The 18,770-nt window shown below is 31.0% G+C and carries 15 protein-coding genes and 1 tRNA gene; 4 read left to right on the plus strand and 12 right to left on the minus strand.

Annotated features, from left to right (window positions below; all coding sequences use genetic code 11):
* Positions 1–5 precede the first annotated feature (5 nt).
* A complete protein-coding gene (locus LPB302_RS08380) occupies positions 6–2,180 on the minus strand; it encodes an Ig-like domain-containing protein (RefSeq protein ID WP_053973974.1) in 2,175 nt (724 codons plus the stop codon).
* Positions 2,181–2,259: 79 nt separating this feature from the next.
* On the opposite strand from LPB302_RS08380, the gene LPB302_RS08385 reads away from it, so the two are divergent.
* Together LPB302_RS08385 and recJ are read left to right on the plus strand one after the other, a co-directional pair.
* Positions 2,260–2,685 carry an OsmC family protein gene (locus LPB302_RS08385; protein WP_053973973.1) on the plus strand — a complete coding sequence of 142 codons (426 nt, stop codon included), beginning with the start codon at positions 2,260–2,262 and terminating at the stop codon, positions 2,683–2,685.
* A 21-nt stretch (positions 2,686–2,706) separates the two neighbouring features.
* Positions 2,707–4,392, plus strand: a complete 1,686-nt coding sequence (gene recJ, locus LPB302_RS08390; protein WP_053973972.1) for a single-stranded-DNA-specific exonuclease RecJ — start codon at positions 2,707–2,709, stop codon at positions 4,390–4,392.
* Between the two features lies 1 nt (position 4,393).
* Here recJ and LPB302_RS08395 read toward each other — a convergent pair whose 3' ends face one another.
* The 7 genes from LPB302_RS08395 to LPB302_RS08425 form a co-directional block, all read right to left on the minus strand.
* Positions 4,394–4,765 carry a VOC family protein gene (locus LPB302_RS08395; RefSeq protein ID WP_053973971.1) on the minus strand — a complete coding sequence of 124 codons (372 nt, stop codon included), beginning with the start codon at positions 4,763–4,765 and terminating at the stop codon, positions 4,394–4,396.
* A gap of 41 nt (positions 4,766–4,806) precedes the next feature.
* Positions 4,807–5,088, minus strand: coding sequence for a hypothetical protein (locus LPB302_RS08400; RefSeq protein ID WP_053973970.1), 282 nt, complete (start codon positions 5,086–5,088; stop codon positions 4,807–4,809).
* A gap of 7 nt (positions 5,089–5,095) precedes the next feature.
* Positions 5,096–7,495: a helix-turn-helix domain-containing protein gene (locus tag LPB302_RS08405; protein ID WP_176966463.1), complete on the minus strand. Its 2,400-nt coding sequence runs from the start codon at positions 7,493–7,495 to the stop codon at positions 5,096–5,098.
* Between the two features lie 73 nt (positions 7,496–7,568).
* Entirely contained in the window at positions 7,569–7,940 is a 372-nt protein-coding gene (locus LPB302_RS08410; protein ID WP_053973968.1) for a DUF2200 domain-containing protein, read from the minus strand.
* A 45-nt stretch (positions 7,941–7,985) separates the two neighbouring features.
* Positions 7,986–8,876, minus strand: coding sequence for a hypothetical protein (locus LPB302_RS08415; RefSeq protein WP_053973967.1), 891 nt, complete (start codon positions 8,874–8,876; stop codon positions 7,986–7,988).
* A gap of 41 nt (positions 8,877–8,917) precedes the next feature.
* The gene (gene odhB, locus LPB302_RS08420) at positions 8,918–10,141 is read right to left on the minus strand and encodes a 2-oxoglutarate dehydrogenase complex dihydrolipoyllysine-residue succinyltransferase (protein ID WP_053973966.1); all 1,224 of its coding nucleotides are present in this window, start codon (positions 10,139–10,141) and stop codon (positions 8,918–8,920) included.
* Between the two features lie 33 nt (positions 10,142–10,174).
* Positions 10,175–12,904, minus strand: coding sequence for a 2-oxoglutarate dehydrogenase E1 component (locus LPB302_RS08425; RefSeq protein ID WP_053973965.1), 2,730 nt, complete (start codon positions 12,902–12,904; stop codon positions 10,175–10,177).
* Positions 12,905–13,087: 183 nt separating this feature from the next.
* Here LPB302_RS08425 and LPB302_RS08430 point away from each other — a divergent pair.
* Positions 13,088–13,161: transfer RNA gene (locus tag LPB302_RS08430), tRNA-Asn, on the plus strand.
* A 58-nt stretch (positions 13,162–13,219) separates the two neighbouring features.
* Here LPB302_RS08430 and LPB302_RS08435 read toward each other — a convergent pair.
* From LPB302_RS08435 to LPB302_RS08450, 4 genes are all read right to left on the minus strand, one after another.
* Positions 13,220–14,191 carry a type I phosphomannose isomerase catalytic subunit gene (locus tag LPB302_RS08435; protein WP_053973964.1) on the minus strand — a complete coding sequence of 324 codons (972 nt, stop codon included), beginning with the start codon at positions 14,189–14,191 and terminating at the stop codon, positions 13,220–13,222.
* Positions 14,192–14,240: 49 nt separating this feature from the next.
* Positions 14,241–14,666 carry a hypothetical protein gene (locus LPB302_RS08440; protein ID WP_143032678.1) on the minus strand — a complete coding sequence of 142 codons (426 nt, stop codon included), beginning with the start codon at positions 14,664–14,666 and terminating at the stop codon, positions 14,241–14,243.
* A 64-nt stretch (positions 14,667–14,730) separates the two neighbouring features.
* Positions 14,731–15,798, minus strand: coding sequence for a zinc metalloprotease (locus tag LPB302_RS08445; RefSeq protein ID WP_053973962.1), 1,068 nt, complete (start codon positions 15,796–15,798; stop codon positions 14,731–14,733).
* Between the two features lie 216 nt (positions 15,799–16,014).
* The gene (locus tag LPB302_RS08450; protein WP_053973961.1) at positions 16,015–17,229 is read right to left on the minus strand and encodes an aminotransferase class V-fold PLP-dependent enzyme; all 1,215 of its coding nucleotides are present in this window, start codon (positions 17,227–17,229) and stop codon (positions 16,015–16,017) included.
* A gap of 97 nt (positions 17,230–17,326) precedes the next feature.
* Between LPB302_RS08450 and LPB302_RS08455 the strand changes: the two genes are divergently transcribed.
* A complete protein-coding gene (locus LPB302_RS08455; protein WP_053973960.1) occupies positions 17,327–18,652 on the plus strand; it encodes a serine hydrolase domain-containing protein in 1,326 nt (441 codons plus the stop codon).
* Positions 18,653–18,770: the final 118 nt, after the last annotated feature.

Here is an 18,770-nt window from a genome sequence, read left to right on the forward strand (position 1 = left end):
TTCTTTTATTTTCTTATTAAACTAAAATTACCTGTTTTTTCTATTGATAAATTATTGATATCTGATAAAGTTACTTTAAACCAATAATTATTTGAAGGTGCAGGTTTACCATTTGTAATACCATTCCAGCCTTCATTATTATCCATTTTGTACAATAAAACACCAAATCTATCATAAATAAATACTGTAGATAAAGTATAGAAGGTTTCATCAAAACCAGAGATTTGCCAAACATCATTTTGATTGTCTCCATTAGGTGAGAAAAATTTTGGATAGGCTAAGATTGAAAAAACCAAACTTGCTGTTCCACAACCACCTTTATCTCTAACATAAAGTACGTGAACTCCTGTAGATAAATTTTGAAAAATGCCTTCATCTTTATAAGTACCAAATTCATCATCTAATGCAAATTCATAAACTCCATTTCCAAGATTGGAACTTGCAACTTGTATAGAATTATTATTAGAATCATCAGTAATAATTACATCACTAATTGTAATTGTTGCTTTTTCTGAATCTGAAACTAAAATAGTGAGCTCATCAGAAATACAACCTGCTTCTGAAATTGCACTCACTGTATAAATTCCTGAAATGCTTACGTTAATGCTTGCAGTATTCTCGGTAAGAAGTGTTTCTTCTCTTTTCCATACATAAGTGTAATTACCTTGTGGATTTATAGTTACTAAATCTACAGTACCTACATCTTCACACAAAATAAATTCTGGCTGCAACAGACTAAAATTTGGCACAGTGCTATCTACCTCTGCAATAACTTCTGTTCTGTTTGCAGAAATACAATCTAAATTATTGGCTTCTACAAAATAACTTGTTGTAGCATTCAAATTGGGCGTTTGATAATTATCGCCAATAAAAATTGGTGAAGTACTTATAGCTGTTTCATACCAATAAACATCACCTTGGTTTGCTTCTGCACTTAATAATGCTGAACCAGAACATACCAAATCATTAGTAGTACTTGTAATTTGTGGTTTAGGGTTAACAATCACAGTTACAGCAGTTCTTGTATATGTATTACAACCGTTTACGGTTATTGCTGCAAAATAGGTTGTATTTTCTGTAATAAATGGAGTTGTATAACTATTACCTGTAGCTAAAAGATTACCTCCAGTTTGAGCATCATACCATAAAATATCTCCTTCACTTGGCACTGCAGATATGTTTGCTGAACCAGATTCGCAAAGTGTAGCTGAAGTAGTAGACAATATTTGAGGTAAATAAATACTTGTACTAGCTACAATATTTAAGGGGTTATCTCCAGGTTTTCCATACTCTACAATATATCCTCTAGGAATGTATAAATCTGTACCTCCTATATTTGGTAAATCGTTCCAAGCACCAGGAATTCCAATAGAAGGATCTGTAATATGTGCATAATCTTCTCCAGTAGTATTATTGCCTCTAAAATCATTAGGTTCATTATTATTCCAGAACGCAAAATTTGGTGTAGTTCCATTCACTTGTCCTCGCCAAAAAACAGTGCCAGCTTCTGGGCCAGTAACCCATTTCCATTCGCCTTCTGTTTCTTCATCAGAACCACCAATCCAACCTGCACCTGCAGCTTGTTTCCCTGCAAAATTTGCTTCTTCTTGTGAGGTTAATGTTGCTAAATATCCTTCTCTACCAAAATAGGTTCTATTTTCTGCTTGTATTCTTGCTTGCGCCCATGTAATGCCTTCATCTGCCACAAACTCATAGAAATGGTCTGTAGTTGGTAAATAATTTGCATCATCTACAGTAAGTGAAAAAATCTTTTCTATTGCCACATCAGTTGCAGTTGTAGAAAAAACTACAGATCTTACTGCACTTTCTAACTCTGAAAATTCAATTTGGGTAGTTCCATTACTTGGTAATAACGTTAGTTTACCTTCATTAGGGTTCCAACTGGCTGCAATGTTTGGATGATTTCCTGTTAATTGTAATAAATCAAAATTGGTTTGATAACCTTCAGAAATCTGAATAAAAAAATTGTCTAATCCAGTATCATCTGGATCAGTAATAGAAAAATCTGTAACTATATTTATAGTAGATCCTACACAAAAAAGCTGCCTACCATCTGCAGTTATAGATGGTGCAGTATCTGCTTGAGCATATAAAAAGAACGTACTACAAAAGAATAGAATAAAAAGTAACCCAATTTTATGTTGTAGAGATTTTTTCATTTTAAGGATAAACAATTTGTGATTTCTTACTTTTGTAACAAAGCACAATTTACTACTTCATTCTTTAAATATATAAATTATGGTAAAAAATATAGTTACTACAAAATGGACACAGAAGTCGCAATTTGATTCAGATAATCCTAGTGGTCATCATTTAACAATGTTCGATAAATCTCAAGATAATGGAGATGTTGTTGGGTTTGCACCTAAAGCTTTAATGTTGTCTTCTTTGGCTGGTTGTTCTGGTTTAGATGTGGTTTCTCTTTTAGAAAAAATGAGAGCTGAAGTTGCTCAGTTTCATATTGAAGTTACTGCAGAACTTACAGATGAACATCCAAAATTTTACAATAAAGTAAAAGTAGATTATCATTTTACAGATGCAGAATTACAACCAGATAAAATTCAGAAAGCTGTAAATTTATCAGTAACAAAATACTGTGGAGTTATGGAAATGTTTCGAAAATTTGCTGATGTAGAAACAGAAATTCATTTACATAGTTTATAATCTTAAAGTTCAACATTTGCTATGAGATGGACTTTAAAACCAGCACCAAATTCAGAAAAAGTCAAAGCGCTTGCAAAAGATTTGCAAGTAGAACCTGCTATTGCCAAAATTCTTTGTCAAAGAAATATTGAATCTTTTAACGATGCTAAACTATTTTTCAGGCCCAGTTTAGAAGATATTCATGATCCTTTTTTAATGAAAGACATGGATTTGGCTGTTGAGAGAATTGACCTAGCAATTACCAACCAAGAAAACATTTTAGTTTTTGGCGATTATGATGTTGATGGAACAACAGCTGTATCTTTAGTTGCTTCTTATTTAAGAACGTTAACACCTAATATTGCAACCTATATTCCTGATAGATATGCAGAAGGTTATGGAGTTTCTTATGCAGGAATCGATTTTGCTGAAGACAATGATTTCTCTTTAATTATTGCTTTAGATTGTGGAATTAAAGCTATTGAAAAAGTAGCTTATGCTAGTGAAAAAAAGATTGATTTTATAATTTGTGATCATCATAAACCAGGAGCTGAAATACCAAATGCAGTTGCTGTTTTAAATGCAAAAAGAGAAGATTGCTTTTATCCTTTTGATGAATTGTGTGGTTGTGGAGTTGGTTTTAAATTAATACAAGCCTTAGGTGTTTCTAGAAAGCAAAACATAGAAGAATTTGTACCCTATTTAGATTTGGTTGCAACTGCAATTGCTGCAGATATAGTACCTATGAATGGCGAAAACAGAATTTTGGCTTATTATGGATTACAGGTAATTAATCAAAATCCTAGAAATGGAATTAAAGCATTAGTACATCAAGTAAAAAAGAAAGTACTAACCATTACAGACGTTGTTTTTATAATTGCACCAAGAATTAATGCTGCAGGTAGAATGAAACATGGTAATTACGCAGTTGAACTTTTAACGGAAATGGATTTTGATTCTGCTGTGCAATTTGCTGCAGACATTGAAATTTTTAATGCAGACAGAAAAGATCTAGATAAAAAAATTACAGATGAAGCCTTAATTCAAATCATTGATAATGAAGAAGAAGAACGTTATACATCTGTGGTTTATCAAGAAGATTGGCATAAAGGTGTTATTGGTATTGTAGCTTCTAGACTAATAGAAAAATATTACAGACCTACTTTAGTATTTACAAAAAGTGGAGATAAACTTGCTGCTTCTGCACGTTCTGTAAAAGGTTTTGATGTGTACAATGCCTTGCAAGCTTGCTCTGAGTTTATAGAGCAATTTGGAGGTCATAAATACGCAGCTGGCCTAACCTTATTACCTGAAAATTATACAAGTTTTAAAAATAAATTCGAAGAAGTTGTTTCCAAGACAATAGACAAAAATCTATTAACACCAGAAATTACCATTGATACTGAAATAGAATTGTCTGAAATTACACCAAAATTATTAAGAATTTTAGAACAAATGGCTCCTTTTGGACCTCAAAACATGAAGCCTGTTTTTCAATCGAATTGTGTTAGAGATAATGGTTATGGAAAACAAGTTGGTGCAGACAAAACACATTTAAAACTGAATGTTTTTCAAGGTGATAACAAACAAACTTTTGGAGCAATTGGGTTTAATTTGGGTGATAAATTAGAACATGTGCAAAATGATTTTGATATCGTTTACACACTAGATGAGAATATTTGGAATGGACACAAATCAATTCAATTAGTATTGAAAGATTTGAAGTGAGTTAAACATGCTGATCTATCAAAATGGCATTTCCATCTGGATCTAAAACAACAAAATTAGCTGGACCAGAAGTTGTTTCATCTGCTTCAGATTCTAACTTTACACCTTCTTTTTTAAGGTGATTTTGAATTTTTCTAACATCATCAAAATCATTTAAATGAGTTGCATTTTCATCCCAACCAGGGTTAAAAGTCATTATATTATTTTCGAACATACCTTGAAAAAGGCCTATTAATGCATTACCGTTTTTCATAATGAGATAGTTCTTTTCTAACTCGCCTGCAAAAACAGAGAAACCTAATTTCTCATAAAATGCTTTTGATTTTTGTATATCTTTTACTGCTAAACTATTGGAAAATGCGCCTAATTTCATGTTCTTAACTTTTTTGGTTGATAACTTAAAGTTAAATAAAATTAATCTAATGCTGGAATACCTAAAAAATGATAAAGAAAAAATAAAGCGAACAGTGTACTAGATAGGTTGATTATTAAAAGAGTTTTACTCTCTCTAAATCTAGATTTTAAACTCAAAACAGCAGTGAGAATAGAGCAATTAACTGTTAAGGAAAAAGGTAAAACTAATAATCCAAAACCCATAGCACCTCCACCTGTATATAGACTGATTGCTGTAAGTGGCAAATAATACAAGTTTAAAATAAAAATTATTATTGATAAGAATAAATTAATTTTCTTCATCTAAATTTTATCTTTCCATAGAAAGCAAAACCATCCTCAATTCCATAAAAGTGAAAGATTTATCTACTTTTTCTTTTAATTCAGTAAGGTTTTTAAACTCTACTTCTTCAATTTCATTTATGATTTTCTTATAACGTTTTAACTCAATCAATTCTAAAATATCAACATCTCCTGAAGGTATAAAACTCGCTAAATGACTTTCTATGGTTCCACTTGTTAAACTGCGTTCTTTGGCAATTTCTTTAATTGATAAACCAGATTTAAACAACTCAAAAGTAATTTGTTTGGTAGATTTTTTGTCTTCTTTCTTTTGTTCATTAAACTTATTAATTCCGTTTTCTAAACAATACTCTTCTATTACTTCTAAAATTTCTTCACCATATTTTTGAACTCTAATTTTACCCATTCCTGAAATTTTTAGCAGCTCTTTTTCAGATCTTGGTAAAGCATCGCAAATGGCATACAAAGTTTCTTGTGTAAAAATTTGAAAGTGTGGGATTTTGGCTGCTTTAGAAATATCATCTCTTAACTCACGTAATTTTAAAGCCAAAATAGGATCTCTTTTAGAGCTTAATTTCTTCTTCTTTTTTGGTTCAGTCTTTTGTAAAACAGCATTTGCTCTCACTTGCAAATACTCTTGAACTTTAAACCCAACTTTCATTTTTTGTAGTGCAAATACTTTTTCTTCTAAAAGTTCTTGCAACGCATCAAACTGTTTAGAAAAGTCTTTTTTTACAGCTTTATTGTCTGTAGAAAACTGAATAGCATCTATAGGTTTTTGAATATTGTTGGTAGTTGTATTTAGAAAATAATCTACACCTTTTAAAAATCGTTCTTGAATTGGTGAGCTATTTTCTGGCAAAACACTGTTTTCTGCTAAAGCGTTTAGTTGATTTTTAAATCCGTTAGCAACTTTCATCAAACTTACAACTCCATCATCTTTTATGGTTTGTAGATGATCAATTACATCACCTTTTATACTTGTTTGGTTTTTGTAGAAAATATCTATTAGCCTAGAAATTGGATACAGGAATTTTTGATAATCAAACAACTCAGCCATTAAGTTTAGCTGAAAATCTTTTTCTGAAGCTATTAAATCTGCTTCATCTGGATGGTTTTCTTCTACACTTTCATTAAACTGGCTTACAGTTTTATCATTAATAATTGCACTGCTAGTAATTGGTGTTTTTAAGACCAAACCTTCTAATGAAGTACACCTACTTAAAGCCACATAGGTTTGCCCATGAGCAAAAGATGCTTCTGCATCAATAATAGCTTTGTCAAAAGTTAAACCCTGACTTTTATGTATTGTAATTGCCCAAGCTAAACGTAAAGGAATTTGCGAAAAAGACCCAATTACGTCTTCTTTAATCTCTTTAGTATCATCGTTTATTGAGTAATTTACATTATCCCATTTTTCTCTTTCAGTTACAATTTCATCAATTTCATTTGGGCATTGCACAGTTACACTATCTCTAGAAATATCTGTAACTATACCAATTTTACCATTAAAATATCTTTTTTCTGGTGATGAATCATTTTTAATAAACATAACTTGAGCACCTATTTTAAGGGCTAGTTTTTCATCATTTGGAAAAGAATTTTCATTGAATTTACCTGAGACTTCAGCATCAAAATAGTGCGTTCTATTTTTAAGTTTATTCAGCTCAGATTCGTTAATTGTATTGGCTCTTCTGTTATGAGTAGTTAGCGTTATAAAATTATCATCTGCATTTGGTGAAAACTTAGGGTTGTACCTTTCATTTAAAATTTTTGCAGATTTGTCTGATAAATTATCGTTTCTAATTTCGTTAAGAATGGTAATAAAATCTTCGTTTTTCTGACGATAAATATGTTTTAATTCAATAGAAACTACATTGGCTTCTTGAAATGCCTTTGAACTAAAAAAGTATACAGTGTTGTAATATTGTTGTAATAAACTCCATTCATTTGGCCTAACAACAGGTGCCAATTGCTGCAAATCTCCAATCATTAAAACTTGTGCTCCACCAAAAACCTTATTTCTGTTTTTGTATCTACGCATTACTTGGTCTATACCATCTAACAAATCTGCTCTAACCATAGATATTTCATCAATAATTACTAAATCTAAAGATTTAATAATATCAATTTTTGTTTTTGAAAATCTACGTTGTTGATTATTCTGTGTTTGATTAGGTAGAATTGGCCCAAAAGGCATTTGAAAAAAAGAATGAATGGTTACACCTTTTGCATTTATAGCTGCAACTCCTGTAGGTGCAACAATTACCAACCTTTTTAAAGATTCGTTTTTAATTTGATGTAAAAAAGTAGTTTTACCTGTACCTGCTTTACCTGTAATAAATAGGTTTCTATCGGTTTTTTCGATAAAGCTTAAGGCAAGTTCTAATTCAGGATTTGTGGGCATTTTAGCTTTTTGATGCAAGATAAACAAACCTGAATTATATCTTAAATATCGAATTAAAAAGTTACTTAGAATGTTATGATTTAGAGCGCAAAATTTTTTCCATTTTTTTACCTTTTGCTAATTCATCTACTAATTTGTCTAAATATCTTACTTTTTTAGTTAATTCATTATCTAAATCTTCAATTCTATATCCACAAATTACACCTTTAATAAGATGCGCATTTTCGTGTATTGTAGCCTGATTAAAAAAAGTTTCAAAGGTTACTTTACCCTCTATTAATTGTTGAAGTTTATCTGAATTAAAACCTGTTAACCATTCAATAACTTGATGCAGTTCATTGATGCTTCTTCCTTTCTTTTCAATTTTGGTTACGTAATGAGGATAGACAGAAAAGAACTTCATACTTGCTATTCGTTCATTATGTTCTTTGGTGGTTGTACTCATAAAATTTATTTATTCACAAGTTACAAAATATTTGAATTAGGTAAATTATTCGTGTAATAGTTGATAACCTTTAAAGTTAACGTTATCTAAAATTACAGTAACTGCATCTACTCCAGTTGTATTTTTAACAGACTTATTACCATTAATTTGCATACCAATTTGAATAAAATTTTCCACCCAACCATCTTTAGCTTTTACATAAGGTAAAATAATGTTTTGTAAATCAAACTCTTGATTATCTATAGTCATAGATTTATACACAATACTATTTTCTGTAATGTAGCTTTCTAATTTTATTGAGTGCCATTTTTTTGGAGATAGACATTGATTAATTTTAGGGCTAAAAGATTCCCAACCAATTGGCTTTTCATCAACTCCTTGTTCATCATTCCAAAAGCGCCATTCACCACCTTTACTAAACTGAACTCCAAAACCATGAGAGAAAGGTAATGCTATATGTTGCCAAGTAAGTTCTACACCTTCTATTGTGGCTTCATCTGGGTTAGCGCAATCTAATTCTCCATCGATATAAAGATCTAATTCATATACCAAATATTTAGCCTCTTGATATTGCCAAGGTTCATCTTGCCATTTTAAGGCTTTGGTATTTGTAAAAAAAACATTGTTGTATTGGTCTCCACCAGTAATTGCACAATGTAAAGTTTTAGTATTTGTGCTATTATTTGTTTGATGATTCATAGACCATTCTATACCTGTACCAGGAAAAATGATGTCTTCATAAACACCCCAACCTGTAAAATACAGATCTAGTTGTTTATCATAAATTCTTTGAGAAGCATTGAGTGTATCGTTCTCAATGTTTTGGTAATCGAAAATTATAGCTCCTTTTTGGAAAGAAGGAGTTTGAAGAGGGTTTTCTTTAGAACATCCAAAAACAAGAAAAATGATTACGTAAAAAATGACATTTCTAATCATAATACATGCGTTCTTGTTTTCGGATATTAAAAAGTATATAATTACATTTCTAATGCTTTTGTTGGATTGTTATCCATCAATAATTCTACAGGATTTTCTAATGCTTCTTTAATTGCTACTAAGAAACCTACAGATTCTCTACCATCAATAATTCTATGATCGTAAGATAAAGCTACATACATAATTGGTGCAATAGTTACCCCACCATCTACAGCTATTGGTCTTTCCACAATATTGTGCATTCCTAAAATTGCACTTTGAGGTGGGTTAATAATTGGAGTAGATAACATAGAACCAAATACACCACCATTTGTGATTGTAAATGTACCACCTGTCATTTCATCAATCGTAATTTGACCATCTCTAGCTCTTAAAGCCAAACGTTTTACTTCGCTTTCTACACCTCTAAAAGATAAATCTTCTGCATTTCTAATTACTGGAACCATTAATCCTTTTGGTCCAGAAACTGCTATAGAAATATCTTGAAAATCGTGTTTAATTTGGTAATCTCCATCAATCATAGAGTTTACATCTGGATACATTTTTAATGCTCTAACTACTGCCAAAGTAAAGAAAGACATGAATCCTAAGCCAACACCATGTTTTGCTCTAAAATCTTCTTTATACTCAGATCTTAAATCAAAAATTGGTTGCATGTTTACTTCGTTAAACGTAGTTAACATTGCAGTTTCGCTTTTTACAGCTACTAAACGTTCTGCAACTTTTCTACGTAACATAGACATTTTCTTACGCTCAGTTCCACGAGTTCCGTTTGCAGGTTGAGTTCCCATAGATGGTACAGCTTTTACTGCATCTTCTTTAGTAATTCTACCATCTTTACCTGTACCTTTTACAGTAGAAGCTTCAATACCTTTTTCTGCTAATACTTTTTTAGCTGCAGGAGATGCTACACCTGAAGCGTATGTTTCTTTCTTTTCTACTGCTGGAGAAACTTTGTGCTCTTGTGTTGGAGCTTCTTTGGTTGGTTTTTCTTCAGTTGATGAATCTCCTCCTTCTGGTTTAGAAGCGCTTGTATCAATTAAACATACAACTTCACCTACAGCAACAGCATCACCTTCTTCTGCTTTTAAAGTGATAATTCCGCTTTCTTCTGCAGGTAATTCTAAAGTTGCTTTGTCTGAATCTACTTCTGCAATGGGTTGATCTTTCTCAACATAATCTCCATCTTCAACTAACCAAGTTGCAATTTCTACTTCTGTGATTGATTCTCCTGGAGAAGGAACTTTCATTTCTAAAACACTCATGGTTTCTCTTTTATATTTATTCTAAATCTTTTATTAACTATTAAAAACACTGTCTATTACAGCTTTATGTCTTTTCTTAAAACGTGTACTTGATCCTGCTGCTGGTACTGCATAATATTTACGAGAACGAACAGATAGGTTTTTTAATTCAAATCTTTGTAGCATGTAACTCCAAGCACCCATATTTCTAGGCTCTTCTTGTGCCCAGATGTATTCTTCGATATTTGGATATCTATCTATTACTTGCTGAATTTTTTCTTTATGTAAAGGGAATAATTGCTCTATTCTAACCAAAGCAACATCATCTCTTTTGTTTTCTTCTCTTTCTGCTAATAAATCATAATAGAATTTACCCATACAGAAAACTAATTTCTTTACTTTATCTGGGTTTATTGTATCATCTATTACTTCTTGGAATTCACCTGTTGCTAATTCTTCAATTGTATTTACAGCCTTTACATGTCTTAATAAACTTTTAGGTGTAAAAACAATTAATGGTTTTCTATAATCGCGTTTCATTTGACGACGCAATAAGTGGAAAAAGTTTGCAGGAGTTGTACAGTTTGCAACTGTCATATTATCTTCTGCACAAAGTTGTAAATAACGTTCTATTCTTGCAGACGAATGTTCTGAGCCTTGCCCTTCATAACCATGTGGTAATAAAACTACAATTCCATTTTGAACCTTCCATTTATCTTCTGCTGCAGAAATATATTGATCGAACATTATTTGTGCTCCGTTTGAAAAATCTCCAAACTGTGCTTCCCAAATTGTTAATGTATTTGGATGAGCCATGGCATAACCATAATCGAAACCTAACACACCATACTCAGATAACAACGAATTGTAAATCGTCATTTTACCTTTATTGTTTGGGTTTGTGTTTAATAAATTAACACGTTCTTCTGTTTTTTCATCTCTTAAAACAGCATGTCTATGAGAGAATGTTCCTCTTTCTACATCTTGCCCAGAAATACGAACATTAAAACCTTCTTCCATTAAAGAACCGTAAGCTAAATTTTCAGCCATACCCCAATCTAGTTGGTTGGTTTCAAATGCCATTTTAGCTCTACCTTGCAAAATACGTTCTGCTTTTCTTACAAAATTAGCACCTTCAGGCACTGTAGATACTACTTTTGCAATATGTTTTAAATCGTCTACAGGATATTTAGTATCTAGAGTTTCTAACATAGCATCTTGATTTTGACGCTCAAAACCTTCCCAAGTAGACTCCATAAATTCTTTTACTTTCGAATTTTCGTCTTGCTTAGAATTGTCAAACTCTCTTTCTAACATTCCTTTAAATTCAGCTGTAATTTCTTTTACATATGATGAATCTATAGAACCTTCTTGTAATAATTTTTCTGCATAAATCTCTTTTGGATTTTTATGCTTAGATATTGCCTTATATAATTTAGGTTGTGTAAAACGAGGCTCATCACCTTCATTATGCCCATATTTACGATACCCTAATAAATCAATAAAAATATCGGTTTTAAACTTCATTCTAAACTGTAAGGCCATTTCCATTGCATGACATACAGCTTCTGTATCATCTGCATTAACATGTAAAACAGGTGATAAAGTTACTTTAGCAACATCTGTACAATACGTACTTGAACGTGCATCTAAATAGTTAGTTGTAAAACCAATTTGATTATTTACTACAATATGAATGGTACCACCAGTTTTATAACCATTTAATTTTGCCATTTGTACTACTTCGTAAGCAATACCTTGCCCAGCAATTGCTGCATCTCCATGAATTACAATTGGTAAAATTTTACTAGAATCTCCATCGTATTTTCTATCGATTTTAGCTCTAGTAATACCCTCTGCAACAGCTGCTACAGTTTCTAAATGAGATGGATTTGGAACTAAATTCATTTTAATTTCGTTACCATCTCTATAGGTTTTACTTAATGTTAAACCTAAGTGATATTTTACATCACCATCTATATCTTCGTCTTCGAAATCTTTACCTTCAAACTCACTAAATAAATCTCTAACAGGTTTTTTAAAGATGTTTACCAAAGTATTTAAACGCCCTCTGTGAGCCATACCTAAAACACATTCTTTAACTCCGTATTTTTCTGCAGCATCTCTTAGCATAACACTAATTCCAGGAATTAATGTTTCACCACCTTCTAATGAAAAACGTTTTTGACCAACATACTTTGTTTGCAAAAAGCTTTCGAAAGTTACTGCTTGATTTAATTTAGATAGTATATATTTTTTAGAATCCTGACTGTAGTTTGGATGGTTATCGTTTTCATTCAAACGATCTTGCCACCATTTTAATTTTTCAGGATTACGCATGTACATGTATTCTACACCAATAGAATCGCAATAAATACTTTTTAAATGGTCTATAATAGTTGATAGTTTTACTCTACCAATTCCTAAAACATCACCTGCAGAAAATTCTTTATCTAAATCTTCTTTGGTTAAACCAAAATTTTCTATTTCTAAAGTTGGTTCGTATTTTCTTCTATCTCTAACAGGATTTGTTTTTGTAAATAAATGACCTCTAGTTCTGTAGCCATTAATTAGGTCTACAACCAAGAATTCTTTTCTAACTTCTTGTGGAATTTCTGTAGAAACTTCTTCATCTGTTAACGAATAGTTTTCATTTGCAAGATCATAACCTTGAAAAAAACTTCTCCAACTTGGTTCTACTGAATCTGGATTAACTAAATATTGATCGTATAAATCTGCTATAAAGCCTGTGTGTGCTGCGTTTAAGAACGAAAATTTGTCCATATAATTATTTATGCTTTTGTTTAAGCTACTAATTGAAACAAAAATACAATTTTTAAAAAATTAAGCGTAATTTATTTAAGAATATCTATCACTAAAATTTTATTAAAAAAAATAAAAAAGTATTTGGCAATATTCTAAAATAATATATATTTGCACTCGCTAATCACAAATTGTGAAGCAAACTCCTCCTTAGCTCAGTTGGTTAGAGCATCTGACTGTTAATCAGAGGGTCCTTGGTTCGAGTCCAAGAGGGGGAGCAAAAAAGCCTTATCTATTTAGATAAGGCTTTTTTAATTTATATATTTGATACTTTTCTTAGTAATATACTTCTAATAATTTTGCACTAGCTGCTTCAATATCAATGCTTTGAATTGCAGCAGGCAGTAAAATAGTTTCACCACAATTTATAGTATATGCTTCATTATTACAATGAATGATTGCATTACCTTCTACACACATAAATATAATGAAGGAGTCTATTGCTGAATAATCTTTCTGTATTCTTGAATCTACATCTAAAATATTGGTTGTAAAATAAGGTGAGTGTACTAATTTGTTAGATGCGTTTTTATCTAATTTATAATTGGTTTTATAATTATCATGCACTTGATAATCAATTACATCTATAGCTTGTTCATTATGCAAATCTCTTTTTTGACCAGTTTTAGCATCTACTCTATCATAATCATAAATTCTATAAGTAATATCTGAAGTTTGCTGAATTTCTGCCAATAAAACTCCTGCACCAATTGCATGAACTCTACCTGTAGGAATGTAAAATGCATCACCTTTATTTACATTTTCATGATGCATTACCTCTAAAATGGTATTATTTTTTAAATGTTGTTGGTATTCTTCTTTAGAAATCTCTTTATCAAAACCAACAATTAATTCAGCATCTTCATCTGCCTGCATTACATACCACATCTCGTTTTTACCAAAAGAATTGTGTCTTTCTTTTGCAATTTCATTGCTTGGATGTACTTGAATAGACAATGGTGTTTTAGCATCTATGAATTTAATTAATAAAGGAAATTCTTCTCCAAATTTTTTATAAACATTGTTACCTACAAAATCTCCATGAAATTGATTGGTTAAATCTCTTAAAGATTTACCCTTTAAATTGCCTTCTGCAACCAAAGTTTCATCTCCAGAAACATCAGATATTTCCCAAGATTCACCAATACTTTCTTCTGAATAGTTTTTATTTAATTCTGTTTTTAGTTTCTCTCCTCCCCAAATTCGGTATTTGTATAGTGGAGCAAACTTTAAAGGATAAAAATTCATAATAACTTCTTTTTTCAAATATATCAAATCAAACGTTTTTGTTGGCTAATTACTCGTTTAAAGATATTAAATATACATATAAACTACTTAAAACCTTAGGTGGATTACCATGATCGAATTCAGAAGTTTTATATGTTTTGTTATCTTTTGTAATAGACAATGTTGCGAACATTGCACCATCTGTGTATCTTTTTTCTGATGGTGCTTCTAATAGATTCATTTGTGACAAATCAATTTCATTTACCAATTGTATTAATTTGCTTTTTTGATCTTTAGTTAAAACTTGTATTTCTTTTTGATCACTAGAATTAAAATTCAGCTCGCCATTAATAATATGTATTAAAAAATATGAACCTCTTGTTTTAGCCTCGTATTTAACTGTTAATTTACTTTCCTCAATATTTTCTTGACTTTTACAATCTGTAAAAGCAAATAAAATACACACACATAGTATTCTACTATAATTTTTCATCATTATCTTTTTATTGAACACAAAAAAAGGCGCCAAAAGACGCCTTTTAAATAAGTTTTTGAAAGTATTAGTTTCCTGCAATTGCAGCTCTTCCACCTCCTGAAGCAAATAAAGCTCTCATTCTTTCCTTTTGACCTTCACTAAACATGTTCATACAAGAATCATCTGTATAATCCATATAATTCATGAATTGATCATTACTTCTACAGTGATAAGCAGTTGTTGGACAACCATAGTTAGGTCTGTCTGAAGATGGTGTATCAGATACAAAATCATCTCTATTACATCTTCCATCACCCCAAATATGTCTTAGGTTTAAATAGTGCCCAACTTCATGAGTTGTAGTTCTACCCCCATTAAAAGGAGCTGCTACATAACCAGTAGTTCCAAAATATTGAGGAGATACTACTATTCCATCTGTTGCAGAACTACCACCAGGAAATTGTGCATATCCTAAAATTCCTCCTCCAATATTTGCTACCCAAATATTCATATGAGTAGATGGTGTAACTGGTGGGTATGCAGATTTTACTGCATTATTTGTACCCCAAGCAGTTGTAGTACTTGCATTTCTAAAAGTACCAGCCAAAGTAAAAGTAATTTCTGAATCTGCAGCTACACTTGCAAAAGCACTTGGTGTGTTACTTGCATCGCTATTTGTTCTTCTAAAATCAGCATTTAATACTGCAATTTGTGAGTTTATTTGAGCATCAGAAATATTTTCGTTTGAATTGCTATATACTACATGCACATAAACAGGAATATTTACAACACCTAAGTTGTCAGAAACTGGTGGGTCTCCTCCACCATCATTTCCTCCACCTCCATTTCCATTTCCATTACCAGCACCACTTGGTTTTTTACCGGCAATAAAACTTCTAGTTGCGTATTCTATATCATACATTTTTTTGTAAAGCCCTTTATTTTCTGCAAGTTGTCTATTTAAAACTTGCATAGAATAACACTCTTTTCCATCTTTATCTGAAGGTCCTTTAGCCTCTAAATCGTCTGTGTGAACAAAAAAGTCACTCATGTCAATTTTAGATTGTTGATCGTTTGAAATGTCTGTAGTTTCATCTTGACATCCCATAAAAATACCTGTTGCTAATAGCAAACCTAATAATGATTTTCTCATAAAATAATTGATTTTTGGGGTTTAATTAAAAAGTTAAAGTTAGTTAATTTTTTAAAAAATTATTAACCATTGTGTTTAAATATTAACAATAATTCATGATTTTGTTAAATTTTTTAACGATGCTAATATACATTTAATTTTAACATCTCAAAAAAAATCACAAAAAAAGTCATCAATTAGTGATGACTTTTCAAGTTTTATAGGAAAATATTGAATTTATGACAACATAGATACTGCCCTTTTTAATGCATCTATAAAAATCTCTATTTCATGTTTTGTATTGTAAAAAGAAAATGATGCTCTTACTGTACCAGGAATCTGAAAATAATCCATTATTGGTTGTGCACAATGATGCCCAGTTCTAACTGCAATTCCTAATTTATCTAGAATCGCTCCAATGTCATAGGGATGAATTGCACCAACATTAAATGAAATAACCGCTGTTTTATTTTTAGAAGTACCAAAGATTTTTAACCCTTCTATTTGAAGTAATTTTTCTGTGGCATACTCTAATAATTCGTTTTCATAGCTTGCAATTTGTTTAAAACCAACTGAGTTCATATAATCTAAAGCAACACCAAAAGCTATACCTCCACAAATATTTGGAGTTCCAGCCTCAAATTTATGTGGCAAACCAGCATAAGTTGTTTTTTCGAATGAAACAGTTGCAATCATTTCTCCTCCACCTTGATAAGGAGGTAATTTCTCTAACCATTCTTGCTTTCCATACAATAAACCAACTCCTGTTGGCCCACACAATTTATGTGCAGATGCTACATAGAAATCTACATCTAAAGCTTGAACATCTGGTTTTATATGAGGTGTTGCTTGTGCACCATCAATTAAAACTGCTGCGTTTACTTTATGAGCAGCCTCTATAATTTCTTCTATTGGATTTATGGTACCTAATGCATTTGATACATGATTACAAAAAACAAGCTTGGTATTTTTATTTAATAATTTATGATAGGTTTTCATATCTAAAACTCCATCACCTGTCATTGGTATTACCTTTAAAACAGCACCTGTTTTCTCACAAAGCATTTGCCAAGGCACAATATTAGAATGATGTTCTAGTGCAGATACAATTAATTCATCTCCTTTTTGTAGCAATGTTTCAAAACCTGATGCTACCATATTTATTGCATGTGTAGTACCTGCTGTAAGGATAATTTCATAGGGTTGTTTTGCATTAAAATGATGCTGAATTTTAATTCGAGCTTCTTCGTATTTATCTGTAGCTTCTTGACTTAAAGTATGCACACCTCTATGAATATTTGCATTATAATTACTATAATAATCTACAATAGCATCTATAACAACTTGGGGCGTTTGAGAAGTTGCAGCATTATCAAAATACACCAAAGGTTTACCATGTACTTCTCTTTTTAGTATTGGAAAATCTTCTCTTATCTTATCTACATTAAACATGGTTATCATTTTAAAATACAAAGATAAAACTTGATTTTTTAACGTACTATAAAAGACAATATGATTTTCTTATTTTTACATCACTAAACTCTTTGCTATGAAAATTTTAAAGCGAATTCTGCTTCTTTTATCAATTATATTAACAGTAGTTGTCTTTATCAATTATCCAAAGCTAAATATGCTTTCTGGTTATGCTGCAAAAAATACAGCTTCTTCTGTTTTTGTAGCAGAAAGAAATTTAGACTTTACGAATAACACAGACAATAATTTTTCTCCAGTAAATTTGGCTACAAATACTGTAAATTCGGATGAGAAAACAGCAACTTCTTCTGCTTTTGGTCTATTAACTAGAAATGCAATTTACAGAGAAGGTTTGGGTGCTGTTTTAACCTTATCTGATGAAGATGAAACTGCAACTTATCTTACACCAAAAAGAAGTGTGCCAGACAATAAAACTCCTTATCCATATGGAAATGCACCACAAAAAGATACCATTTTTAAAAATGTAGATTACAATTTATTAAATGAAACTTTAGACATATTGTTTGATGAAAAAAATAAAACTAGAGCAGCTATTGTAATTTATAAAGATCAAATTATTGCAGAGAAATATGCTAAGGGTTTTACTAAAGAATCTAAAATTTTAGGTTGGTCTATGACCAAAAGTATTACAAGTACCATCTTTGGAATTTTAGAACACCAAAACAAAATTAACGTACAAGAAAAAGCACCTATTGAAGCATGGAAAGATGATGATCGTAGCAAAATAACTATTCATAATTTATTACAAATGAACTCTGGATTGGCTTGGGATGAAAATTATGATAAAATTTCTGACGCAACAAAAATGCTTTTTTTAGAAAGAGATATGACTAAAACTCAAGTCTACAAAGAGTTTGCAGGTAAACCGAATGAAAGCTGGAATTATTCTTCTGGTACCACTAATTTATTATCTGGAATTCTACGAAATGAATTTAATACCCATCAAGAATATTTAGATTTTTGGTACACCCAATTAATAGATAAAATTGGAATGAATTCTATGCTAATTGAAACAGATTTAGAAGGTAATTACGTAGGCTCTTCTTATGCATGGGCAACACCTAGAGATTGGGCTAAATTAGGCTTGCTTTATCTTAAAAATGGTAATTGGCTAGGAGAGCAAATTTTTACTAAAAAATGGGTAGATTATGCAACAACCCCAACCCCAAGTTCTAATGGTTGGTATGGAGCTCAGATATGGTTAAATGCAGGTAACAGATACCCAAGTGCGCCTAGTAATATGTATTTTTTTAGTGGTTATCAAGGGCAAAATGTATTTATACTTCCAAATGAAAATTTAGTAATTGTAAGAATGGGTTTATCTAAAAATGCGGATGTTGATGAGCTATTAAAAGGAGTTATTAACAGTATTCAGAATTAATTTTAAGGTAAATGGCTGATTTTAATGATAATCTGTTAAGTTTTTGTTAATAAGTATCAAAAATATTTTTTACTTTTCACTTTTAAAAATTAAAAACAATATTCTGCTTTTTAAATCA

It is taken from the genome of Polaribacter dokdonensis, assembly GCF_024362345.1.
Lineage (GTDB): Bacteria > Bacteroidota > Bacteroidia > Flavobacteriales > Flavobacteriaceae > Polaribacter > Polaribacter dokdonensis.

Coding starts and splice junctions, on each gene's coding strand:
- LPB302_RS08380 (WP_053973974.1), bottom strand. CDS start 2,180: ATGAAAAAATCTCTACAACATAAAATTGGGTTACTTTTTATTCTATTC.
- LPB302_RS08385 (WP_053973973.1), top strand. CDS start 2,260: ATGGTAAAAAATATAGTTACTACAAAATGGACACAGAAGTCGCAATTT.
- recJ (WP_053973972.1), top strand. CDS start 2,707: ATGAGATGGACTTTAAAACCAGCACCAAATTCAGAAAAAGTCAAAGCG.
- LPB302_RS08395 (WP_053973971.1), bottom strand. CDS start 4,765: ATGAAATTAGGCGCATTTTCCAATAGTTTAGCAGTAAAAGATATACAA.
- LPB302_RS08400 (WP_053973970.1), bottom strand. CDS start 5,088: ATGAAGAAAATTAATTTATTCTTATCAATAATAATTTTTATTTTAAAC.
- LPB302_RS08405 (WP_176966463.1), bottom strand. CDS start 7,495: ATGCCCACAAATCCTGAATTAGAACTTGCCTTAAGCTTTATCGAAAAA.
- LPB302_RS08410 (WP_053973968.1), bottom strand. CDS start 7,940: ATGAGTACAACCACCAAAGAACATAATGAACGAATAGCAAGTATGAAG.
- LPB302_RS08415 (WP_053973967.1), bottom strand. CDS start 8,876: ATGATTAGAAATGTCATTTTTTACGTAATCATTTTTCTTGTTTTTGGA.
- odhB (WP_053973966.1), bottom strand. CDS start 10,141: ATGAGTGTTTTAGAAATGAAAGTTCCTTCTCCAGGAGAATCAATCACA.
- LPB302_RS08425 (WP_053973965.1), bottom strand. CDS start 12,904: ATGGACAAATTTTCGTTCTTAAACGCAGCACACACAGGCTTTATAGCA.
- LPB302_RS08435 (WP_053973964.1), bottom strand. CDS start 14,191: ATGAATTTTTATCCTTTAAAGTTTGCTCCACTATACAAATACCGAATT.
- LPB302_RS08440 (WP_143032678.1), bottom strand. CDS start 14,666: ATGATGAAAAATTATAGTAGAATACTATGTGTGTGTATTTTATTTGCT.
- LPB302_RS08445 (WP_053973962.1), bottom strand. CDS start 15,798: ATGAGAAAATCATTATTAGGTTTGCTATTAGCAACAGGTATTTTTATG.
- LPB302_RS08450 (WP_053973961.1), bottom strand. CDS start 17,229: ATGTTTAATGTAGATAAGATAAGAGAAGATTTTCCAATACTAAAAAGA.
- LPB302_RS08455 (WP_053973960.1), top strand. CDS start 17,327: ATGAAAATTTTAAAGCGAATTCTGCTTCTTTTATCAATTATATTAACA.